General features: G+C 70.4%; 22 protein-coding genes and 1 riboswitch. Of the genes, 13 read left to right on the forward strand and 9 right to left on the reverse strand.

Translation table 11 applies throughout. The annotated features are described in order from the left end of the window. Positions 1 to 32 precede the first annotated feature (32 nt). The 3 genes from E1267_RS14640 to E1267_RS14650 all read left to right on the forward strand — a co-directional run bounded on the left by E1267_RS14640 (position 33) and on the right by E1267_RS14650 (position 3059). On the forward strand, positions 33 to 812 hold the full coding sequence (locus E1267_RS14640; protein WP_132332998.1) for a DeoR/GlpR family DNA-binding transcription regulator: 780 nt from the start codon (positions 33 to 35) through the stop codon (positions 810 to 812). After that, on the forward strand, positions 809 to 1891 hold the full coding sequence (gene galT / locus E1267_RS14645) for a galactose-1-phosphate uridylyltransferase (protein WP_132332999.1): 1083 nt from the start codon (positions 809 to 811) through the stop codon (positions 1889 to 1891). The genes E1267_RS14640 and galT overlap by 4 nt, the downstream gene beginning before the upstream one ends. A gap of 66 nt (positions 1892 to 1957) precedes the next feature. Beyond that, a riboswitch (cyclic di-AMP (ydaO/yuaA leader) is annotated at positions 1958 to 2100 on the forward strand. 5 nt (positions 2101 to 2105) lie between these two features. Then, a complete protein-coding gene (locus tag E1267_RS14650) occupies positions 2106 to 3059 on the forward strand; it encodes a coiled-coil domain-containing protein (RefSeq protein WP_132333000.1) in 954 nt (317 codons plus the stop codon). A gap of 12 nt (positions 3060 to 3071) precedes the next feature. Here E1267_RS14650 and E1267_RS14655 read toward each other — a convergent pair whose 3' ends face one another. Together E1267_RS14655 and E1267_RS14660 are read right to left on the reverse strand one after the other, a co-directional pair. Next, the gene (locus E1267_RS14655) at positions 3072 to 3755 is read right to left on the reverse strand and encodes a response regulator (RefSeq protein WP_132333001.1); all 684 of its coding nucleotides are present in this window, start codon (positions 3753 to 3755) and stop codon (positions 3072 to 3074) included. Beyond that, entirely contained in the window at positions 3752 to 4969 is a 1218-nt protein-coding gene (locus tag E1267_RS14660; protein ID WP_132333002.1) for a sensor histidine kinase, read from the reverse strand. The genes E1267_RS14655 and E1267_RS14660 overlap by 4 nt, the downstream gene beginning before the upstream one ends. Positions 4970 to 5171: 202 nt before the next feature. Between E1267_RS14660 and E1267_RS14665 the strand changes: the two genes are divergently transcribed. After that, entirely contained in the window at positions 5172 to 6005 is an 834-nt protein-coding gene (locus E1267_RS14665; protein ID WP_220449491.1) for a hypothetical protein, read from the forward strand. Positions 6006 to 6018: 13 nt separating this feature from the next. Here the strand turns inward: E1267_RS14665 and E1267_RS14670 are convergent, their stop codons facing one another. Further along, positions 6019 to 7323: a M50 family metallopeptidase gene (locus E1267_RS14670; protein ID WP_132333003.1), complete on the reverse strand. Its 1305-nt coding sequence runs from the start codon at positions 7321 to 7323 to the stop codon at positions 6019 to 6021. A gap of 154 nt (positions 7324 to 7477) precedes the next feature. Between E1267_RS14670 and E1267_RS14675 the strand changes: the two genes are divergently transcribed. Then, positions 7478 to 8074: a response regulator transcription factor gene (locus E1267_RS14675; protein WP_132333004.1), complete on the forward strand. Its 597-nt coding sequence runs from the start codon at positions 7478 to 7480 to the stop codon at positions 8072 to 8074. Positions 8075 to 8188: 114 nt separating this feature from the next. On the opposite strand, the gene E1267_RS14680 is transcribed toward E1267_RS14675, so the two are convergent. Then, positions 8189 to 9304: a PP2C family protein-serine/threonine phosphatase gene (locus tag E1267_RS14680; protein ID WP_132333005.1), complete on the reverse strand. Its 1116-nt coding sequence runs from the start codon at positions 9302 to 9304 to the stop codon at positions 8189 to 8191. A 118-nt stretch (positions 9305 to 9422) separates the two neighbouring features. Here E1267_RS14680 and E1267_RS14685 point away from each other — a divergent pair, with 118 nt between their 5' ends. Then, entirely contained in the window at positions 9423 to 10655 is a 1233-nt protein-coding gene (locus E1267_RS14685) for a GNAT family N-acetyltransferase (protein WP_132333006.1), read from the forward strand. A 15-nt stretch (positions 10656 to 10670) separates the two neighbouring features. Beyond that, positions 10671 to 10817: a hypothetical protein gene (locus E1267_RS44330; RefSeq protein WP_161714674.1), complete on the forward strand. Its 147-nt coding sequence runs from the start codon at positions 10671 to 10673 to the stop codon at positions 10815 to 10817. A 3-nt stretch (positions 10818 to 10820) separates the two neighbouring features. On the opposite strand, the gene E1267_RS14690 is transcribed toward E1267_RS44330, so the two are convergent. Next, positions 10821 to 11288: a ribose-5-phosphate isomerase gene (locus E1267_RS14690; protein WP_132333007.1), complete on the reverse strand. Its 468-nt coding sequence runs from the start codon at positions 11286 to 11288 to the stop codon at positions 10821 to 10823. A gap of 92 nt (positions 11289 to 11380) precedes the next feature. Between E1267_RS14690 and def the strand changes: the two genes are divergently transcribed. Together def and E1267_RS14700 are read left to right on the forward strand one after the other, a co-directional pair. Further along, entirely contained in the window at positions 11381 to 11866 is a 486-nt protein-coding gene (gene def / locus E1267_RS14695; protein WP_132333008.1) for a peptide deformylase, read from the forward strand. A gap of 9 nt (positions 11867 to 11875) precedes the next feature. Beyond that, positions 11876 to 12604 carry an SDR family oxidoreductase gene (locus E1267_RS14700; protein WP_132333009.1) on the forward strand — a complete coding sequence of 243 codons (729 nt, stop codon included), beginning with the start codon at positions 11876 to 11878 and terminating at the stop codon, positions 12602 to 12604. Positions 12605 to 12636: 32 nt separating this feature from the next. Here E1267_RS14700 and E1267_RS14705 read toward each other — a convergent pair whose 3' ends face one another. Together E1267_RS14705 and E1267_RS14710 are read right to left on the reverse strand one after the other, a co-directional pair. Next, entirely contained in the window at positions 12637 to 14040 is a 1404-nt protein-coding gene (locus E1267_RS14705) for an aldehyde dehydrogenase family protein (RefSeq protein ID WP_132333010.1), read from the reverse strand. Between the two features lie 129 nt (positions 14041 to 14169). Beyond that, positions 14170 to 14790: a mycothiol-dependent nitroreductase Rv2466c family protein gene (locus tag E1267_RS14710; RefSeq protein WP_132333011.1), complete on the reverse strand. Its 621-nt coding sequence runs from the start codon at positions 14788 to 14790 to the stop codon at positions 14170 to 14172. A 90-nt stretch (positions 14791 to 14880) separates the two neighbouring features. On the opposite strand from E1267_RS14710, the gene pepN reads away from it, so the two are divergent. From pepN to E1267_RS14725, 3 genes are all read left to right on the forward strand, one after another. Next, complete coding sequence (pepN, locus tag E1267_RS14715; RefSeq protein ID WP_132333012.1) at positions 14881 to 17445, forward strand: aminopeptidase N; 2565 nt, start codon at positions 14881 to 14883, stop codon at positions 17443 to 17445. Positions 17446 to 17537: 92 nt separating this feature from the next. Next, positions 17538 to 18815, forward strand: a complete 1278-nt coding sequence (locus E1267_RS14720; RefSeq protein WP_132333013.1) for a serine/threonine-protein kinase — start codon at positions 17538 to 17540, stop codon at positions 18813 to 18815. A 52-nt stretch (positions 18816 to 18867) separates the two neighbouring features. Then, positions 18868 to 19818 carry a hypothetical protein gene (locus tag E1267_RS14725; protein ID WP_132333014.1) on the forward strand — a complete coding sequence of 317 codons (951 nt, stop codon included), beginning with the start codon at positions 18868 to 18870 and terminating at the stop codon, positions 19816 to 19818. An 11-nt stretch (positions 19819 to 19829) separates the two neighbouring features. Here the strand turns inward: E1267_RS14725 and E1267_RS14730 are convergent, their stop codons facing one another. Beyond that, positions 19830 to 20192 carry a DUF5130 family protein gene (locus E1267_RS14730; RefSeq protein ID WP_236667470.1) on the reverse strand — a complete coding sequence of 121 codons (363 nt, stop codon included), beginning with the start codon at positions 20190 to 20192 and terminating at the stop codon, positions 19830 to 19832. 7 nt (positions 20193 to 20199) lie between these two features. Next, on the reverse strand, positions 20200 to 20490 hold the full coding sequence (locus E1267_RS14735; protein WP_132333016.1) for a hypothetical protein: 291 nt from the start codon (positions 20488 to 20490) through the stop codon (positions 20200 to 20202). A gap of 241 nt (positions 20491 to 20731) precedes the next feature. On the opposite strand from E1267_RS14735, the gene E1267_RS14740 reads away from it, so the two are divergent. Further along, complete coding sequence (locus E1267_RS14740) at positions 20732 to 21559, forward strand: nuclease-related domain-containing protein (RefSeq protein WP_132333017.1); 828 nt, start codon at positions 20732 to 20734, stop codon at positions 21557 to 21559. Positions 21560 to 21673 lie beyond the last annotated feature (114 nt).

A 21673-nucleotide genomic window follows, 5' to 3' on the forward strand; every position in this document is an offset into this window, starting at 1 on the left:
TAATTTGGTGGAATCTGTTGGAAGGAGCGGGCGTGCTCGCACAGCAGCGTCAGCAGACGATCCTCGAACGTGTGCGGAGCAACGGCGGCGTCCGGGTCGCCGACCTCGTACGCGAGCTGGGCGTATCCGACATGACCATCCGCCGCGACCTTGAAGTGCTGGCCGAACGCGGCCTGCTGGAGAAGGTGCACGGCGGGGCGACCGCCCTCGGTCCAGGATCGACCGAGGAGCCGGGCTTCACCGCGAAGTCCGCCCGCCAGCAGCAGGAGAAGGAGGCCATCGCGCGGCACGCGGCCAGGTTGGTCCGCCCCGGCACCGCCGTGGCGCTGTCAGCGGGCACCACCACATGGGCGCTGGCCCACCACCTCATCGGCGTCCCCGAACTGACCGTGATCACCAACTCGATCCCCGTCGCCGAGGTCTTCCACCGCAACCCGCGCGCCGACCGCACCGTCGTGCTGACGGGAGGCGTGCGTACGCCGTCCGACGCGCTGGTCGGCCCGGTGGCCGTGGCCGCGATCCGCCGCCTGCACGTGGACACGCTCTTCCTCGGCGTGCACGGGATGAGCGTGCGGGCCGGGTTCACCACGCCGAACCTGCTGGAGTCGGAGACCGACAGGGAGCTCGTGGCGGCCGCGCACCGGCTGGTCGTCCCGGCCGACAGCACCAAGTGGAACACGGTGGGCATCAGCACCATCGCCGAACTGAGCGAGGCGGACGTGGTCATCACCGACGCGGGGTTGCCCGAGGACGCACGCACCCAGCTGGCCGAGCGGGCCGGAGAACTGACCATCGCGGAGGGCACGCATTGAAGCGCACCGTCACCCAACTCGCCGACGGCCGGGAGCTGATCTACTTCGACCAGCGCGACGACGCCGATCGGAGCGCGATCGACCGGCGTCCGCTGGAGCCCCGGCCGGTGGCGTCCGAGCTGCGCTACGATCCGCTGACCGAGGAGTGGATCGCGATGGCCGGGCACCGTCAGACGCGGACGTTCCTGCCGGCGGGCACGTCCGCCGAGTGCCCGTTGTGCCCGTCGTCGGACGCGCGGTCGACGGAGATCCCGGCGTACGACTATGACGTGGTGGTGTTCGAAAACCGCTTCCCGTCCTTCTCCACCAATTTTGGGACTTATCACGATGTTGGCGGGCTGAGCGACGTCCGTCCGGGGGTCGGGCGCTGCGAGGTGGTGTGCTTCACCTCGGACCACTCGTCCTCCTTCTCCAAGCTCTCTGACGCGCAGGTACGGCTCGTCATGGAGGCCTGGGCCGACCGTACGGCCGAGTTGTCCGCGACCGAGGGCGTGGAGCAGGTGTTCTGTTTCGAGAACCGGGGCGAGGAGATCGGCATCACGCTGGCGCACCCGCACGGCCAGATCTACGCGTACCCGTACGTCACGCCCAGGACGAAGCTCCAGCTCGGCGCGGCGGCCCGCTATCAGGGGCCGGGCAACCTGTTCGCCGACGTGCTGGCCGCCGAGCGTGCCGCCGGGACGCGGGTGATCGCCGACAACGAGGCATGGACGGCGTTCGTGCCGGCGGCCGCTCGCTGGCCGTTCGAGGTGCACGTTTATCCGCACCGGCAGGTGCCCGACCTGGCGGCACTCACGGAGGAGGAACGTGCGGCGTTCGCCCCGCTCTACACCGCGGTGCTGCAAGCCTTCGACGGGTTGTTCGGCGGTGTGATGCCCTACATCTCGGCCTGGCACCAGGCTCCGGTGCGGCGGGACCGCGAGCTCGCGTACCTGCATCTGGAGCTTTTCAGCATCCGGCGGGCGCCGAACAAGCTCAAGTATCTGGCTGGCTCGGAGTCCGCGATGGGCGCGTTCGTCAACGACGTGATGCCGGAGGAGGCCGCCCGCATGCTCCGGTCACGGATCGATCAAGAATAGATTTCTACTTAAGGTCGCATGACTCGTGATCTACCACTAATATCCCCTTATGTACCGGCCGTAACAGCCGTTGCACCGCCTAATCCTGGGCGAGTTGCCCGGGAGCCGGGGACCCATCGCACTTGGGGTGAATCCACTTCGGTGGTAGGGAAACGCAGCTCCCTTACCCGAACCCGTCAGCTAACCCGGCCGGCAGAGGGAGAGGAACACCTACGTGGCGGCTTCGTCCCCCGCGAGTTTTGCCATCGGTCTCATCGCCGCCGCAGCCGTCGCCGTCTCGGCGGCCCCGGCGTCCGCGGCGCCCAAACCCAAGGAGTCGGAGCTGCGGGCCCAGCTCAAGCAGCTCAACAACAAGGTCGACAAGCTGATCGAGGCGTACAACCTCAAGCGGGTCGAGCTGGCCAAGGCACAGAAGTCCGCCAAGGCGGCCAAGACCCGGCTGGCCACCGCCGAGGAGGCGCTCACGACGGCCAAGAAGCGGGTCGCCGAGATCGCCCGGCTGCGCTACCAGAACGGCACTTCCAGCGTTCCCGCGTTCATGCTGCCCGAGAACAGCGGCGGCGCGGCCGTGCTCAACCAGGTCACCGCCGAGCAGCAGGCGTTCGTGCAGGGCGTGGCCAGGGCACGCGACCAGAAGAAGAAGGCCGCCGTGCAGGCCGCCGAGCTCGCCGTCAAGATCCGCAAGGACGCCTCCGAGGTGGCCGGCCGCCGCGACGAGGCCGAGGACGTCATCGACGACATCGAGAAGAAGCTGCAGGACCTGGTGCCGTTCGGCACGAACCGCAGGCCGGACGGCGGCTGGGCGCCCGAACTGCCGTCCGGCTCCGACAACATCACCCCGCGCACGCGGCTGATGAAGGAGCAGATCGAGAAGAACTTCGCGCTGCCCTTCACCGTCGGCTGCTTCCGCTCCGGCTCAGGAGGCGAGCACCCGCTGGGCAGGGCCTGCGATTTCATGATGAGCACGGGCGGCTCGATGCCCTCCGCCGCCAACACCGCCCTGGGCGATCGCATCGCGGAGTGGGCCATCAAGAACAAGAGCAAGCTGGGCGTCAAGTACGTCATCTGGAAACAGCGCATCAACCACGGATCGGGCTGGAGCACGATGTCCGACCGCGGCAGCATCACCGAGAACCACTACGACCACGTGCACATCTCCATGAACTGAACGGGCTCTGTGTCATCGTGGCCGCGGGTCGACGAGCCCGCCGTCGTAGGCGGCGATGACGAGTTGCGCCCGGTCGCGCGCCTGCAGTTTCGCCAGGAGCCTGCCGATGTGGGTCTTGACCGTGCCGACGGTGAGATGCAGGTGCCCGGCGATCTCGGAGTTGGACATCCCCCTGCCGACGAGGGTGAGCACCTCGCACTCGCGCTGGGTGATGTGGCCGAGGTCTCGCGTGGCCGGAGCGGGGTGGGCACGTCGCAGGAAGTCGGCGATGAGCCGGCGGGTCACGGTCGGCGCCAGCAGCGCTTCGCCGGCGGCGACGACCCGGATGGCGGCCAGCAGCTCGGTCGCCGTGGCGTGCTTGAGCAGGAAACCGCTCGCCCCCGCGCGTAGCGACGCGTGGACGTAGTCGTCCTGGTCGAACGTGGTGAGGATCAGCACGCGCGTGCCGCTGCCGGCCGGGTCGGCACAGATCCGCCTGGTCGCCTCGATGCCGTCCATGCCGGGCATGCGGATATCCATGAGGACGACGTCCGGGCGGTGCCGGCGGGCCAGCAGGACGGCTTCGGCACCGCTGCCCGCCTCGCCCACGGTGGTCAGCCCCGGTGTGGTGTCGATGAGCACCTTGAAGCTGTCACGCACCAGGATTTGGTCCTCGGCGAGCAGCACCCTGATCGGCCTAGGGGCGTCGGCGCTCATGCCGGCCGGCCGTCCAGGTCGTAGGGCAGGTGGGCCGCCACGCGGAACCCGCCATCAGGGCGTGCCCCCGCGCTGAACGTGCCTCCGTACGTCTTCGCGCGTTCACGCATGCCCACAAGGCCGTGGCCGCCGTGACCAGGCCGCCGGCCCTGGCGGGCACCATGGCGGGCACCATGGCGAGGGCCGTCGTCGACGACCTCGATCGCGGCTTCCCGCTCGTCGACGTCGACGGTGACCGAGCAGCGCGTGGGCCCCGCGTGGGTGACGACGTTGGTCAGGGCCTGCTGCACGATCCGGTAGACCGACACCGCGACCGCGGGAGGCGGCGTGGCCTCCCCGCGGACGGTCAGGTCGACCTCGACCCCGGCCGAGCGGGCCTGCGCGGCCAGCTCGGGCAGGTCGGCCATGCCGGGAACGAGCACGTGCGCCTGCTGGGGGTCGCCGTCGGAGCGCAGCAGGTCGAGCACCCGGTGGATCTCGGTGAGTGTGCTCCGGCTGGTCTGTTCGATGACGGACAACGCGGCGCGCACCTCCTGCGGGCGGGCTTCGGCGACATGGTTGGCGACGGTGGCCTTGACGGCGATCACGCTCATGCTGTGGCCGATGATGTCGTGCAGTTCCCTGGCGATGCGCCTGCGCTCCTCCCCCACCGCGGCCTCGGCGAGGTGGCGGACGAGCCGAGCGGTCGTGTCGCGCTTCCAGCGTACGGCCGTCCCCAGCGCCCAGGCGGCCGTCAGCAGCACCCCGATCACGCCGATCTCGACCGGCCAGTGAGGTGGCAGTTCGCTCGGCGTGGCCACCGGCGAGAGGCCGGGCAGCACCTGGGCGTAGAAGATCAGGATAGTGATCACCGCGGCGGACAGGCAGGCCGCCCAGCCCGCCACCGCCCACGCGGCCGAGGCGGTGGAGGCCACGACGTACAGCACGAGCACGGTCGGCAGGAACGACACCGAGAGCGCGCCCGCCGCGGCGGCGCCGGCCACGACCGTCAGTGCGCCCGCGGCGCACCCGGCGGCGAGCATGGACCGCGGCAGGCGCCGCCGGAGCGCGACGGGAAAGCTCACGACCGCCGCGACCGGCCAGGCCGTCCAGGCGGGCCATGACGGCGACGGCCCCGGAGGATCGACGAGGGCGTAGCCGACGAGCAGCGCCACCATGACCGCCGCCGCCGCGTCGGCACCGCCCTTCCGGCGGAGCTGCCGAGCCCATTTCATGCCGTGACGTTATCTCCTCACCGGCTCGCCCGGCATCTGACCACGGTAGGACGGCCGCGTCCGTCCGGGGTCGTACCTGTCTCCTGCTCGCCGCCGCAAGATGTGACCTGGGCCCGACGCGCGCCCGCCGCACCGCCCGCCACCATGCTGATGCGCCCGGCTTTCCGGGCCGCACCGACACCGACACGACGGGCAGGAACGCATGAAGAACGAGCTTCGCCGGCGGATCACGCGATGGCGGCGGGCAGCCAAGGAGCGGCGGGCAGCCAACGCCACCGCCAACGCCACCGCCAACCTGGGCCGGCAACCGGCCTTCCCCGGACGATGGGTGAGCGCCGTCGCGCTGATCGCCGGCCCCACCCTGCTCATGACCGGGATTCTGCTGCGCTCACGGTTCCACTTCTTCTTCCCTGACCAGCTCGCCGCCTACACCCGGCACCCGGAGCTCGTCACCGTCGCCTATGCCAGCTTCGCCTGCGGCGTCATCCTGCTGTGCCCGGCGGTCATGACCCTGGCGCACAGAATCGCCGCCACCAGGCCGCTGTGGGGGCTGTGGGGCGGATGGCTGGTGATCGCCGGGCTGTTCACCCGGGCCTTCCAGTACGGCACCGACCACCTGGCCTTCCACCTGACCGACGCCCTGGGCCTGCCCGCGATGATCGGCGGGATCGAGCACTACTACGCAGCATGGAGGGACACGCAATGGCATCCCTTCAGGATGTTGTCGGGTGCGGCCTTCGCCGGCTGGATCGTGCTGGCCGTCGGCGCCTACCGCTCCGGCGCACTCGGCCTGGGCCGCTCGGTGGCGCTCGGCCTGATGTCGGCGCTCGCGCTCGGGACGCTGAAGGGCACCCAGATCCCGCAGTCCGTCATCGCCGTGGGCGGACTCTGCGTCGCGCTGGTCCCTTTGGGGTTCTCGCTGCTGCGCGACGGCCCTCCGCCGAGCCGGCGAGCCGTGTTCTGGCTCGCCGTCGTCATCGCCTGGCTCGTGCTCGGCGCGGTCTTCGGCTCCGCCCTGCCGTTCACCCGGGGCTGAGACGGCCCGCCCGTCAGCCCGTCAGCCGCAGCGGGTTGACCAGGTCGGCGTAGATCAGCAGCCCCGCCATGATCATCATGACGATCGCGATCGCGTAGGTCAGCGGCAGCACCTTCGCGATGTCCACGTAGCCGGGGTCCGGCCGCCGCATGGCCTTGGCGTACGCCCGCTTGAGCCCCTCCCACAGGCCGCCCGCGATGTGCCCGCCGTCGAGCGGCAGCAGCGGGATGAGGTTGAACATGCCGATCGCGAGGTTGAACCCGGCCAGCAGGTTGACGAAGATGGCGATCTTCTTCTCGTTGGACAGGTCGGAGGCGAGGATCTCGCCTCCCATGCGGCCCGCGCCGACGACGCCGACCGGGCCCTCAGGGTCGCGTTCCTCGCCGGAGAAGGCGGCGTGCCAGACGCCGACCATCTTCTCCGGCAGGTTGAGCAGTGAGCTCGCGACCCTGCCCGTCAGCTCGCCCATGTAGCCGATCACCTGGCCGAGGTTCTGCTGCTGCATGACCTCGGTGGGCAGCACGCCGAGGAAGCCGACATTCCTGTCGATCTTCTCCGGATCTTCGAGGTTGGGCCGGTCCTGGGCGATGAGCGTGACGTCGAGTGTCATCGGCTTGCCGTCGCGGACGATGCCGAGCTGCGCGGGCCCGGCACCGTGGGAGCGGATCAGGTGGGTGGCCGCGGTCCAGTCGCCGATCTTCTCGCCGTCGAGCGAGACCAGGCGGTCACCGGGCTTGAGGCCTGCCTGGGCGGCGGGGGTCGGCTGGTCGGTGGGCTTGCACGTGGTGCGCTGCTCCGAGGCGGGGATCACGCACGTGTTGGTCTCGGGCGAGACGATCGGGGCCCACGTCGGCAGGCCGATGCCGACCAGCAGGATGCTGAAGAAGACGAACGCCAGCACGAAGTTCATCGCCGGGCCGCCGGACATGATGATGACCTTCTGCCACCACTTCTTGCGGTAGAAGACGCGCGCTTCGTCGCCGGGCCGCACCTCTTCCAGCGCGGCGTCGCGGGCGGACTCGATGAGCCCCTGGAACGGCCCCGTCGCGGTGCTCCTGGCCTTGGTGGGGTCGTCACCGGGGCGCGGCGGCAGCATGCCGATCATGCGGATGTAGCCGCCGAGCGGGATCCACTTGACGCCGTATTCGGTCTCGCCCTTCCTGCGGGACCAGGCCGTCGAGCCGAAACCCACCATGTACTGCGTCACGCGCACGCCGAAGATCTTGGCGGGCACGAGGTGGCCGAGCTCGTGCAGCGCGATGGAGAACATCAGCCCGAGGAGGAAGAGGATGATCCCCACGAGATAGAGCCAGTTCATCGAGTCGCGCTCCATGGCAGACGGCAGGATCGGCGAAAAACCGCCAACCCAAGGGTAGTCGAATCCGCCGCGCGGTACGGCTTGCCCGCCTTTTGGAATGGATTGACAGTGCGCGATCAAACGATCACCCTAAGAGACGATGAAGGGGGAGTCCTTGATCCGCATACTGATCGCAGAGCACCTGCCGTTGGTGCGCCGTGGCCTGCTGGCCATTCTCGGAGCCGAACCCGATCTGCGGGTCGTGGCGCAGGCCGGATGCGCCGACGAAGCGGTGCGGGCGGCCGTCGAGAGCGGTCCCGACGTGGCCGTCGTCGATGCCGGGCTGCCGGGGGGCTCCGTGCTGGCCGGGCTCTCCGCGCGGGCGCCGGGATGCAGGGTGCTGGTGTTGTCGACCGATCCCCATCCCGGGCAGGTGCGCAGCGCGCTGGCCGAGCGCGCGCTCGGATTCATGAGCCTGTGCGTGCCGCCCGAGCGGCTGGCTGAGGGAGTGCGCCTCGTCGCGGCGGGCCGCCGGGCCATCGAGTCGGAGTTGGCCGCGGCCGCGCTCCAGTGCGCGACGAACCCGCTGACCAGGCGGGAGCTCGACGTGCTGCGCGTCGCGGCGGGCGGCGCGCGCTCGACCGAGATCGCCGACCAGCTCTTCCTTTCCGTGGGCACCGTGCGCAACCATCTGTCGCGCATCATGTGCAAGACAGGGGCGCGCAACCGGCTCGACGCCGTGCGCATCGCGAGCGACCAGGGCTGGTTGTGACGGGCCCCGGTGGAGCCGCGCCGCTCCGCCGGGGCCCGAACGTCTAGAGGATCTCAGCAGCGTGGAGCCCGCTGCCAGTGACTCCCCACACGACCTGAACCGTGTCATTCGTCATCAGGGACGCCAGATCAGCACCAATGCGCAGTCGTCGTTGTGTCCGGAGGCCATGGCGTTGACCAGTGGCCGCGCGCCGTCGCGGAAACCGGAGGGCAGCAGCCGCTCCGCCTCGCCCAGCAGCCGGTCGAGGCCGGCGTCGATGTCGCGCCCCGGCTGCTCGATGAGGCCGTCGGTGAAGAGCAGCAGCGCGTCGCCCTTGCGCAGGGTGCCACTGTCGGGCTCGCAGTGCAGGTCGGGCACCACGCCGAGCACCACGCCCTTGGCCGAGGCCACCTGCCAGTTGCCCGTGCCCGCGTCGAACTTCACCACCGGCGGATGCCCGGCCGAGGTGATCGTGTAGTCGCCCGTGTCGAGGTCGAGCCGCACGTGCACCGCGGTCACGAACCCCTCGTCGCCTCGCTGGCGGTGGAGGTAGGTGTTGCACGCGGGCAGGAAGTCGTCGACCGAGCCGAGCAGCCCGCCGAACGTACCGGACAGCAGCAGTGCCCTGGTGCCCGCGTCGACACCCTTGCCCGACACGTCGACCAGGGCGATCTCGACGGAGTTGCCGTCGCGCATGGAGACCAGGAAGTCGCCGCCGAACGACGACCCGCCGGCCTGTTTGAGCACCACCTTGCCGCCCCAGTCCTTGGGCAGCGCAGGAAGCTCGCCCTGGCTCTTGAGGCGGTCGCGCAACTCCAGCAGCATGGCGTCGCCGCGCAACCCCTGCACGCCGAGCTTGCCCCTGGTGCGGGCCATGAGCACGGCGAGCACCGTGGTGAACACGATCGTCACGGTCAGCCCGACGCCGATCCGGTCGGGGCCCAGCCCGATCGCGATGTAGCCGAGCGCGACGCCGACGCCGACCAGCAGCTTGACCAGGCTGCGCAGACGCAGCTGAAGCCCGCCGACCAGGGTGACGAGGATGAGCAGGGAGGGCGAGAACCACTCGGTAGAGACCTTGACCGCGAGGAACCCGATGACGAGCGCGAGCACGGTCAGCGTGACGAGCAGGTTGCGGTCGCGGGCCAGCGGCCCTCGCCGGATGAAGCGGACGGCGGCCACCAGACCCGGCACCCGCACCAGGACGGCACGGACCCGTGGCGGGATCAGCGGCGCCGGTCGGGAACTCATGATGGGCCTGACTGTATCGGTCTGACCCGTGTTTGGGCAGCCCACTTGACCAAGGCCTTGATCATCAAGCACGGATATTCGGTAGCCCTTCCTCTTTGCCCGCTCCTACCGTGGACAGATGACGTATCCGATCCGCCCGATTGACGAGTCCCAGTGGCCGGCGTTCGCGCTGGTGCTCGAAGAAGGGTTCGGCTGGCGGCCGAATCCCGCGCAGAACGAGCGTTACAAGGCCGAGACGGAGTTCGACCGCACGCTCGCGGTCTTCGACGGAGACCTCATCGCGGGCGTCACGTCCATCTACAGCCTCACCATGACGGTCCCCGGCGGGCAGCTTCCCGTCGCGGGCGTGACGGCCGTAAGCGTGCTGCCCTCCCATCGCCGGCGCGGCATGTTGTCGTCGCTGATGCGCAGGCAGCTCTCCGACATCCGGGAGCGCGGGGAGAGCGTCGCCGCGCTCTACACCTCCGAGGCCTCCATCTACGGCAGGTACGGCTACGGCAGGGCGTCGACCTCGCTGTCGTTCCGTTTCAGGAAACCCGGTGGTACGCCGTTCGTCGCGAACGCTCCTTCCGACCCGTCGCTCAGGCTCAGGGTCGCCAAGCCCGCCGACGTACGCGCCGACCTGGAGAAGGTGTTCGCCTCCGTCGTGGCCCGGCGTCCCGGACGCTACGAGCGCAACGCGCGTTACTGGGACGGCGTGCTGGCCGACGAGGAGGCCGATCAGGGCGGGGCAGGCCCGCTGCGCTCGGTGCTGGCCGAGGACGACGGCGGCGTACGCGGTTATGCCCTGTTCCGGATCAAGTCGTCGTGGGACGCCGACGGCATTCCCGACGGGGAGGTGCGGCTGCAGGAGCTGGAGGCGGCCGATCCGGCGGCGTACGCGCTGCTGTGGCGCAGCGTGCTCGACCGCGATCTCGTCTCCCGGGTGGAGGCGGGCGCGAGGCCGGTGGACGACCCCCTGCTCGCGCTGCTGGCCGACCCGAGGCAGGCGCGCGCCGGCTGGACGGACGAGTTGTGGGTGCGCCTGGTCGAGGTGGGCGCGGCTCTGGCCGCGCGGTCCTACTCGGCTCCGGTGGACGCGGTGATCGAGGTCGAGGACGACGTGTGCCCGTGGAACGCCCGGCGCTGGCGACTCACCGCCGGCCCGGCGGGCGCGGAGTGCGCCCCGGTCGACGACCGGCCTGACGTGACACTGCCGGTGGCCTCGCTCGGCTCGGCGTACCTCGGCGACGGCATGCTCACGGAGCACCTGGCGGCGGGGCTGGTGCGCGAGCACTCCCCCGGCGCGCTGCGTTCGCTGGCCACCGCCATGTCGTGGAGCCCGAGGCCATGGGCGGGGCTGACGTTCTGACGTAGGGTCGTTGACATGGCACTGCAGAGTTTGCAGATCACCGCGACCGTCGCCATGCGCGCCCGCGACGTGTCGAGACCGTCGAAGGAGCAGCAGGAGGCCGCCGACCGGCGGCCTCTGCGTGACGAGATGCCAAGGCGTGACGCCAAGCGCAAGGGCTGAGGGTCAGGGCAGGGAGGGCAGCTGGCCGATCGTCTCGTAGGTGTCGAGCTGGGCGATCCGCCTGCTGTGGCGCTCGCTGCCGGAGAACGACGTGGTCAGGAAGACCTCCACGAACCTGGCCGCGTCGTCGACGGTGTGCATGCGGGCACCGACGCTGACGACGTTGGCGTTGTTGTGCTCGCGGGCCAGCGAGGCCGTCTCCTCGCTCCAGGCCAGCGCCGCGCGGATGCCGCGCACCTTGTTGGCGGCGATCTGCTCGCCGTTGCCCGAGCCTCCGATGACCACCCCCAGGCTGCCGGGGTCGCCCGCGACGCCTTCGGCCGCGCGCAGGACGAACGCGGGATAGTCGTCCTCCGCGTCATAGACGAACGGACCGCAGTCGGTCACCTCGTGACCGTGGTCCTTGAGCCAGGACACGAGGTGGTTTTTCAGCTCATAGCCGGCATGGTCGGCACCGATGTAGACACGCACCCGACCAGTCTTCCACAGCCTTCGCCGATCAGGTCCGCTTGCTAGAGTAAGGACCCGTTCCGCATCTCAGTCCTTACGAAAGCAGATATCCCATGCGCGAGATCCGCATCATCGGCGATCCGGTGCTGCGCACGACCGCCGACCCCGTCACCGACTTCGACCGCGACCTGCGCCGGCTGATCGACGAGATGTTCCAGGCGATGTACGCGGTCAACGGCGTCGGCCTGGCGGGCCCCCAGATCGGCGTGTCACGGCGGCTGTTCGTCTACGACATCAGCGGACGCAAGGGCCACGTGATCAATCCGCGGCTGACCGTGGACGACGCCGAGGAGATCCTCGACGAGGAGGCCTGCCTGTCGGTGCCCGATCGCCGCACGGGCCGGCCGATGTACGCCCCCGTCGCGCGGGCCTCGGGCGTCACCGTCGAGGGCGTCGACCGGCTGCGGCGGCCCGTGCGCATCAAGGCCCGCGGATCGCTGGCGCGCTGCTTCCAGCACGAGAGCGAGCATCTGGACGGCAAGCTGTACGTCGACCGCCTCCCCAAGAACGAAGCCCGCAAGATCATGCTCAGGGCGTAGGCTCACCGCATGAGCGTACTTTCAGGTAAGGGCGCACTGGTCACCGGAGGCTCCAGGGGCATCGGCAGGGCCGTCGTGGAGCGGCTGACCCGCGACGGGGCCGAGGTCGTGTTCTGCTACGAGCACTCGGAAAAGGCGGCGCGGCAGGTGGCCGAGGAGACGGGTGCGCACGCCGTACGAGCCGATCTGGGCGACCAGGATGATCTGCAGCGGTTGTTCGCCGAGGCGGAGGCGCGGCTGCCCGGGCTGGACATCCTGGTCAACAACGCCGCGCTGAGCCTGGCCAAGCCCCTGGGCGACATCACCGGCGACGACTACGAACGGGTCTTCGCGGTGAACACGCGTGCGGTGTTCCTGGCCACGCAGTGGGCGGGCGGGGTCATGCGCGACGACGGACGGATCATCACGATCTCGACGCTCAACACCCAGGTGCCCGCTCCCGGCCTGATCCTCTACTGCGGCAGCAAGGGGGCGGTCGAGCAGTTCGCCAAAGTGGCCTCGCGCGAGCTGGGCGTGCGGGGCATCACCGTGAACGTCGTCTCGTCCGGCGCGACCGACACCGACATGCTGCGCGGCGCCAACCCGCCGGAGGCGCTGGAGCTGACGGAGCAGTACACCGCGCTGCGGCGCCTCGGCAGGCCCGGCGACATCGCCGCCGTGGTCGCCTTCCTGGCGGGCCCCGACGGTCACTGGGTAACCGGCCACAACGTGCACGCCACCGGCGGGCTGTACGTCTGACCTCGCCGGCGCGTCGTGATTCGGCCCGGCGGCTACAGCTGCAGCGCCTTGACCTCCAGGAACTCCTCCAGCCCGTGCTCGCCGAGCTCCCGGCCCACCCCCGACTGCTTGTAGCCGCCGAAGGGGGCCATCGGGTTGAACCGGCCGCCGTTGACGGCCACCTGGCCGGTGCGGAGCCGGCGGGCGACCGACAGGGCGTGTTCGTCGGTGCCCGACCAGACCGCTCCGGCCAGGCCGTATTTCGTGTCGTTGGCGATCTGCACGGCCATGTCCTCGGTCGTGTACGGGATCAGCGACAACACCGGGCCGAAGATCTCCTCCTGCTCGATCGTCATGCCCGGCTCCACAGCCGCGAACACGGTGGGCTCGACGTAGTAGCCGCGCTCGCGCGGCTGCTCGGTGCCACCGGCGACCAGCCGCGCGCCCTCCTCCTGGCCCCTGTTGATGTAGCGGACGACGCGCTCGCGCTGGGTCGCCGACACCAGCGGGCCGATCTTGGTCGACTCGTCGAAGGGGTCGCCGACGGGGTAGCCGCGCGCGGTCTCCACGGCCAGGCGCACGGCCTCGTCGTACTGGTCGCGGTGGACGATCATGCGGGTCCATGCCGAGCAGGTCTGGCCGGCGTTGACGAAGCAGTTGGCCACGCCGACCTTGACGGCTCGGGCCAGGTCGGCATCAGGAAGAATGATATTTGCCGACTTACCGCCCAGCTCCAGCGCAACCCGCTTGACCGACTCGGCCGCGAGCGAGGCCACCCGCTTGCCGGCGACGGTCGAGCCGGTGAACGACACCATGTCCACGTCAGGGTGGGCGGCCATCGCCTCCCCCACCACCGGCCCACGCCCGCTCACCAGGTTGAACACGCCCGCGGGCAGGCCCACCTCGTCGAAGATCTCCGCCAGCGCGTACGCCGCCAGCGGCGCCACCTCGCTCGGCTTCAGCACCACGGTGCACCCGGCGGCCAGCGCGGGGCCCACCTTGCAGATGATCTGGTGCAGCGGGTAGTTCCACGGCGTGATCGCCGCCACCACCCCGACCGGCTCCTTGAGCACCAGCGAGTTGCCGACCCGGGACTCGCGCGGATGGCTCTCGGCCAGTTTGGCGTAGGAGGCCAGCACGGTGGCGGGCATGAGGGTCTGTACCTTGAGCGCGAAGCCGAGCGGCGCGCCCATGTCGGTGGCGATGGTCTTGGCGATCTCGTCAGCTCGCTGTTTCAGCAGCTCGGCGGCGTCGCCGAGCAGCTTCCCGCGTTCGGCGGCGGCGGTCTCCGACCATCGGGGGAAGGCTGTCCCGGCCGCCCGCACGGCCGCCTCGACGTCGCGGGGGGAGCCCGCGGGGACGCGGTCGATGATCTCTTCCGTGGCCGGGTTCGCGACCTCGATGGACTCGTCCGACTGCGACGAGGTCCAGGAGCCGCCGATATAGAGCTGACGCATTGCACCATCCTGACAGCGCTTCACGCGGCGATGCGAGGGCTCATCCCGGTCGGGATGAGCCTTCCTCCACCGCCGCCGTCCTTCTTCAACCGCCAGCGTACGACGGCGCAGCGGGCATAGCCGGATGTGTCAGTCGAATTGCGGTCGTTTGGTGCGGGTGCGCTTCAGCTCGAAGAAGTCCTCGTACGCGGTGACCGCGAGCACGCCGTCCCAGAGCCTGCCCGCCTCCTCGCCTCGGAGGATGCTGGTGATCACGGGCCCGAAGAAGGCGTTGGCGCCGACGCGGATGACGGGCGTGCCGACCTCCTGGCCGACCAGCGTGATGCCCTCGTCGTGAGAGGCGCGGATCGTGGCGTCCCACTGCTCGGAGTGCATGGCCTCGACGAGGCTCCTGTCGAGGCCGGCCCGCTCGAGCGCGGTCTCGACGGTCTCACGCAGCCGCTCCGGCTCCTTGCCCCTGCCCTCGTTGTGCAGGAGAGTGCCGAGAGCGGTGTAGAGCACGCCGACGGCCTGCTCGCCGTGCTTCTCGGCGGCGGCCGCGACCACCCTGACCGACCCCATGGCCCTGGCGGCGCGTTCGCGGTAGTCGTCGGAGACGTCCTTGTCCTCGTTGAGGATGTGAAGCGACATCATGCGCCAGCGCGGCTCGATGGGGCGGACCTCCGCCACCTCGATCAGCCACCGTGACGTCACCCACGCGAAGGGGCAGGATGGGTCGAACCACAGGTCCACAGGAATCTTTTCAGTCACGTGGGGCCATAACCTGAGGTGGTTCGGGTCCTATTCCCGCCGTGGCAGGATACCGACAAACTTCTCCGAAGTGGTGAAAAGGAGCGCAACTTGGCAGGCAACCTGACCCGAGACGAGGCTCGCGAGCGCGCCCGGCTGCTCAAGGTCGAGTCTTACGAGGTCGCACTCGACCTGACGGAGGGGGACGAGCGCTTCGAGAGCGTCACCACGGTCCGCTTCGCCGGCACCAGCCCGGGCGCGTCCACCTTCATCGATCTGCACGGAGCCCGCGTGCGCAGGGTCGTGCTCAACGGCGAGGAGCTCGACGTGGCGGGCTACGACGCCGACGCCGGACGCTTCCCGCTGCCCTCGCTCGCCGAGAACAACGAGCTGGTCGTGGACGCCGACTACTCCTACATGCGCACGGGCGAGGGGCTGCACCGCTTCGTCGACCCGGTCGACGAGAACGTCTACCTGCACAGCCAGTTCGAGACGGCCGACGCCCACCGCATGTACGCCTGCTTCGACCAGCCCGACCTCAAGGCCACCTTCCAGCTCACCGTGCTGGCGCCGGCCGGCTGGGAGGTCATCTCCAACGCCACCGCCACGGGGGTGGAGGAGCTGCCCGAGCAGGCCGGCAAGCACGGCACGGTGCCCGCCGCCCGCCGCTGGCAGTTCGCGCCCACGCCGGCCATCTCCACCTACATCACCGCGCTGGTCGCCGGCCCCTACCACAAGGTGACCTCCGAGCACGACGGCATCCCGCTCGGCGTCTACTGCCGGGCCTCGCTGGCCGGGCACCTCGACGCCGACAACATCTTCGAGGTCACCCGGCAGGGCTTCGACTTCTTCCACCGGGTGTTCGGGCTGCGCTACCCCTTCGGGAAGTACGACCAGCTCTTCGTCCCCGAGTTCAACGCCGGCGCCATGGAGAACGCCGCCTGCGTGACCTTCCTGGAGGACTACGTCTTCCGCTCCCGCGTCACCGACGCGGTCGTCGAGCGCCGCGCCGAGACGATCCTGCACGAGATGGCGCACATGTGGTTCGGCGACCTCGTCACCATGCGCTGGTGGGACGACCTGTGGCTGAACGAGTCGTTCGCCACCTACATGTCCGTGCTCGCCCAGGCCGAGGCCACGAGGTGGGGCAAGGGCGCGTGGACGACCTTCGCCAACGTGGAGAAGGCCTGGGCCTACCGCCAGGACCAACTTCCCTCCACCCACCCGATCGCCGCCGACATCCCCGACATGCAGGCCGTCGAGGTCAACTTCGACGGCATCACCTACGCCAAGGGCGCCTCGGTGCTCAAGCAGCTCGTCGCCTACGTGGGCCTGGACAACTTCCTGGCCGGCGTACGCGACTACTTCGCCGAGCACGCCTGGGGCAACACCGAGCTGAAGGACCTGCTCACCGCGCTGGAGCGCACCTCGGGCCGAGACCTGTCGTCGTGGTCGAAGGAGTGGCTGGAGACCTCGTGGGTCAACACGCTGCGGCCCTCGTTCGAGGTGTCAGGAGGCCGGTTCACCCGCTTCGAGGTGCTGCAGGAGGCCCCGGCCGAGCACCCGACGCTGCGCTCCCACCGGGTCGCCATCGGCCTGTACTCCCTGGCAGGCGGCGAGCTGGCCCGTACCAAGCGGGTGGAGCTCGACGTGGTGGGCGCCCGTACGAACGTGGCCCAGCTCGTCGGCGAGGAGCAGCCCGACCTCGTGCTGATCAACGACGACGACCTGACCTACGCCAAGATCCGCCTCGACGAGCGCTCGCTGAAGACGCTGGTCGACGGCGGCATCGCGGCGTTCACCGAGTCGCTGCCGCGGGCCCTGTGCTGGTCGGCGGCGTGGGACATGACCCGCGACGGCGAGATGTCCACGCGCGACTACGTCAGGCTGGTCGTCTCCGGAGCGGAGACGGTCGCCGACATCACCGTCCTCCAGACGGTGCTGCGGCAGGCGCGCATGGCCGTGCAGCAGTACGCCGACCCGGCGTGGCGGCAGGAGGGCCTGACGCTGCTGGCGGGCAGACTGCGCGAGCTGTTCGCCTCCGCCGAGCCGGGCTCCGACCACCAGCTCGCCTACCTCCAGGCCTTCGCCCCCGTGGCCGGCTCGGACGAGGACCTCGACCTGCTGCAGGGCATCCTCGACGGTTCGTCCGTGCCCCAGGGCCTCACCGTCGACGCCGACCTGCGCTGGTCGCTGGTGCACGCGCTGATCTCCTGCGGCCGCCTGGCCGAGGCGGACATCGACGCCGAGCTGGAACTCGACCCTACGGCGACGGGTGAGCGCTCGGCCGCGCACTGCCGGGCCGCGATCCCGACGGCCGAGGCCAAGGCCGCGGCGTGGGACCGCATCGTGGGCGGCGAGCTGGCCAACCACATCGCCCGTACGACCATCGGCGGCTTCCAGGACCCGCACCATCCCGAGCTGCTGGCCCCCTACCGTGAGAAATACTTCGCCGAGGTGGGGCGGATCTACAAGGAGTGGACGTTCGACCAGGCGTCCACGTTCGCCGTGGGATGCTTCCCCTCGCTGCTCATCGAGCCGGCGACGGTCGGGGCCGCAGAGCACTACCTCGCCGACGAGGAACCGCCGCAGGCGCTGCGCCGGCTGATCCTCGAAGGCGCCGACGGCGTGAGCAGGGCCCTGCGCAACAGGGAGAAGGACGCCTCTTCTGCCTGACGCGCCCGCCGCGGGCCCCGCCTCCAGGCGAGGGCCCGCGGGCTGGGCATACTTGGCCCTGGCAGCGCGGCGGCGATGTTAGCCTCAAGTACGTGCTAGGCGCCGGGACGACGCTCAACGATCGCTACGTGCTGACCGGCCGCCTCGGCGGCGGGGGCATGGGCGAGGTGTGGCGTGCCGACGACACGGTTCTCGGCCGCACGGTGGCCGTCAAGGTGCTCATGCCGGTCCTGACGGAAAACCCGTCCTTCGTCCAGCGCTTCCAGAACGAGGCCAGGGCCATGGCCACGCTCCGGCATCCCGGCGTGGTCGACGTCTACGACTACGGCGTCAGCGAGGTCGACGGCCGCCAGGTGAGCTTCCTGGTCATGGAATACGTGGCGGGCGAGTCGCTCGACCACGTGCTGCGGCGTGGCGCACTCGGCCCGGAGGCCACCATGCGGCTGGTCGCCGAGGTGGGCGACGCGCTGGCCGCGGCCCACGCGCAAGGCATCGTCCACCGCGACGTCAAGCCGGCCAACCTCATGATCAGGCCGGACGGCGGCGTGGCGCTCACCGACTTCGGCATCGCCCACTCGGCGTCCACCGGGCACCTGACGGCCACGGGCACGATGCTCTGCTCGGCCGGCTACTGCGCTCCCGAGATGGCCACGAGCAGCGACGTGACGCCCGCGGTCGACGTCTACGCCCTGGGCGTGGTGGCGTACGAGTGCCTGACCGGGCAACTGCCGTTCCAGGGTGACACGCCCGTACAGATCATCTTCAAGCACCTCAACTCCCCCATCCCGCGCTTGCCCGCCGACGTGCCGGCGGGGCCGCGGCAGGTGGTGGAGCGGGCGCTGGAGAAGACACCCGACGCACGCTGGCCGTCGGTCGCGCTGATGGCCGAGGCCGCGCGCACGGCGATGATCTCGCCCGCCACGCTGCCCGTCCCGCGCCGCCGCCGCACGATGCGGGCGGTGCTCACCATCACCGCCGCGGTGGCGGTGTCCGCGGCGGTGGCGGGTTTCGTCTGGCTGCGTCCCTCGGCGCCCGCCTCGGTGGGCCGGACGGAGTCACCGGCCGCCACCCCCACGGTCACGGAGACCTCGCCGTCGCCGCCTGCCACCGCGAAGCAGCCGCTTGCGCCGGCCAAGCGCACCTCCAGCCCCAGGCCCTCGGTCTCGAAGACGACGGTGCCGACGCCCACCGCGACGGTCACCGCCACCGAGACCGAGACGGAGACACCGACGGTCTCGCCGACCACGCCCCAGCCGGAGCCGACCGAGGAGCCGACGACCGACGAGCCCGAGGAGCCGACGTCGGAGCCCACGATCTCCCGGCCGCCGCCTCCGGGTGAGATCCAGTGTGTCCGGGCTCCGTGCCCGTGACCGGCCTCCGGCGCCGTCCTTGGCGGCTCGCCGAACATGAGAAAGTCTTCGCGTGGACTCGACTCGTGACCTTTTCGTCGCCCTTGCCCGTCGTTACGCCTTCGCCGACCTCGGTGCGCTGGCACCCGCCGCCGACATCGCCGAGGTCTGCGAGTTCGGTCAACGGCTGCTGTCACTCGACGCCGAGGACTTCGCGACCGAGGCCAGGGTGGTGCCCGCCGACCTGCGGCGGCGCGCGCGAGCCTGTCACATGCCGCAGACCCCGCGCGAGCAGCCGCGCGGGGCGCTGGAGTCGCTGCGGCCCGCGTACGAGCTGCTGCTGGAAGTGATCTCCGTACGGTGGCACCGGCGTGAGCTGAGCCCGATGATCGCCGCGGTGCACATCGCCAGCGAATATCTGCCGCTGCTGGCCTTCGAGCCGCAGCTCGGCCACGCGGGCGACCCCGCCCGCTGGCCCGAGGGGCTGAGCGTGGCGGGCAGCCGGTTCGGCGTCATCGGCGACCGGGAGTGCGACCACACCAAGTCCGAGCAGTCGGCGACCAACCGCACGCTGCGGGTCTCCTCCGAGCCGGCCGAGGGTTGGCGGGCGTACTTCGACCGCCAGCACAGCCAGGTCGCCGGCGCGCTCGCCGTGTGCGTCGCCGGCTGCCGCAACCCGTGCACGGCCATGGACTGGATCGAGCCGGAGCCGCGGGCCGGCCTCCAGGTGCGCGCGCGTACGGCGCTGGCCTTCGCGGAGACCCCGCTCGTCCGGCTGCGCCACGCGGCGCCGGTGGGGCACGGGTTCGGGGTGCCGTCGCCGGAGGAGGTGCTCGACGCATGGGAGCGCAGCCGGGCGGCGCTCGACAAGAACACCGTCGGAGCCGCGGCGCTGAAGGACGACGGGTTCCCGCTGCCGGGGCTGCCCGCGCTGTTCTCGGCCGTCGCCGACGCCCCGATCGAGCCGTCGACCCTGCTGCACGGGGTGAGCGAGCACATCGTCGGCCTGCTCGAACGCGGCTGATCCTCTCGAGATCAGCGGCGGGCCGCGGCCTGCTCCGCGAGGGCGGCGATGCCGTACAACAGGCCGCCCACCAGGTCGCCCACGCTGAACGAGGTGGCCATCGACATCGCCGTCAGCCGGCAGGCGCTGTCGGGCAGCCGGAGCCTCGCGACGTCGCCGGTGACGATCTCCAGCGCCCGCCCCACGGGATCCACGAAGATCACCACGGCGTTGCCCGCCTCGTCGCCCAGGGCGGCGTGCAGGCGCTCGGCGAAGTGCCGCCGCGGACCCTCCGGCTCGCCGATGAACAACCCCAACCGCAGGCCGCTTCGCCGTTCGGCGGCCTGCACGGCCTTCCTGAGGTCGTCGGCCTGTGGAGCGGTCAGTCCGCGCATCGTCACCTCACCACCCCGCGGACGCGCCGCCGACGCGCCCGCCGGGCTCGGCCGTCTCGGCGGCGGCCACCCAGTCGTGCTCGGGAACGTCGGTCCATGGCGCCACCCGGTCGGCCAGCACCAGCTCGGACGTGCTCACCCCGCGCTCGCTCCTGGACGGCCCGCCGATCCACACCGGCCACGATCTCGTACGGCGCTGCTGAGCCCGGCCCGGCACCATGACCAGCAGGCTGATCAGCACGAACAGCCCCATGGACACTCCGATGAGATAGAGCAGAATCTCCGCCGCGCTGTTCACACCCTGACCGTAAACCGCTGCGGCGGGTCCGGCCAGACCCGCCGCGGGGTGTCCGGCGGATGCGGCAGGTGATCGGTACGTCCCCGCGTCACGTTAGGATCTTCAAGGGCCCCTGGGCTTCTCTAGAGAAGAACGTAAGACATACCCGGAAAACACGCGTGGAACACGATGAGCTGGGCCATAAAACTATGGACGCGGCAACACTAGGAATCGATCGAAACCCCGGGCTACGGTGAGTGACGTGGACTCCGACATCCAGCGAGAAGACGGTCACAACTCGTCACCCATCTGGGTGAGCGACAAGCCAGAGAGCGAGCAGACCGCCGCCGCGAAGCCTTCGGCGCCCACCTCCACATACGCGCCGGTCAAGCGCGTGTCCGTGCGCAGCCTGATGCAGCAGCCGCGGGTCCGACGGCTGCGCAACCGGGCGCTTCTGGCGGTGGCCGTCGGCCTCGTCGTGGGCTTCCTCGTGGGCGACTGGCGGGCCGGTGTGACCGCGGGCGTGCTCGCGGCGATCGCCGAGGCGGTCTACCGGGCGCGCTCCAACTCCTCCGTGCCCGCGTGGCGGCGCACATCCGTGGCCGAGCGCCGCACCGAGGCGCAGTTGCGCAAGCTCGAACGCAACGGCTACCGCACACTGCACGCCAGGGCGATCCCGGACAGCGAGGCCCAGATCGACCACCTCGTGGTGGGCCCGACGGGCGTCTACGCGGTCGACTCCGAGAAGTGGGACAAGCGCCTGCCCGTGCGCGTGCAGATGGGCAAGAAGCTCTTCCACGGGCCGTTCGACAAGAAGCCCCGCATCAACGAGGCCAAGTGGGAGGCGTCGCGGGCGAGCGAGCTGATCAGCCAGTCGTTCGGCCGCGAGATCTCGGTCGTGCCCTCCCTCGCCATCTACGGGCCGCAGGTGCCGTGGAAGATCATGACGATCCGCGGCGTGGACGTCTACCAGGGCGACCGCGCCCGCAAGTGGATCACCAAGCGGGAGCGGGCGCTGACCGACGGCGAGATCAACCGAATCTACGAGATCGCCGCCCAGGTGCTGCCCGCCCGCTACGGCGAGGACTGAGCACCTCCCAGCCGCCGGCTTCTCCCGTCGCCGCAGGCTGGACGCCCCTCTCGCGCGCTCCCGCCCGGCTTCGCCGTGGCGCGGGCGCCCGGCAGCCGTCCGATCCATGGACAA

This window comes from Nonomuraea longispora (assembly GCF_004348345.1).
Classification (GTDB): Bacteria; Actinomycetota; Actinomycetes; order Streptosporangiales; family Streptosporangiaceae; genus Nonomuraea; species Nonomuraea longispora.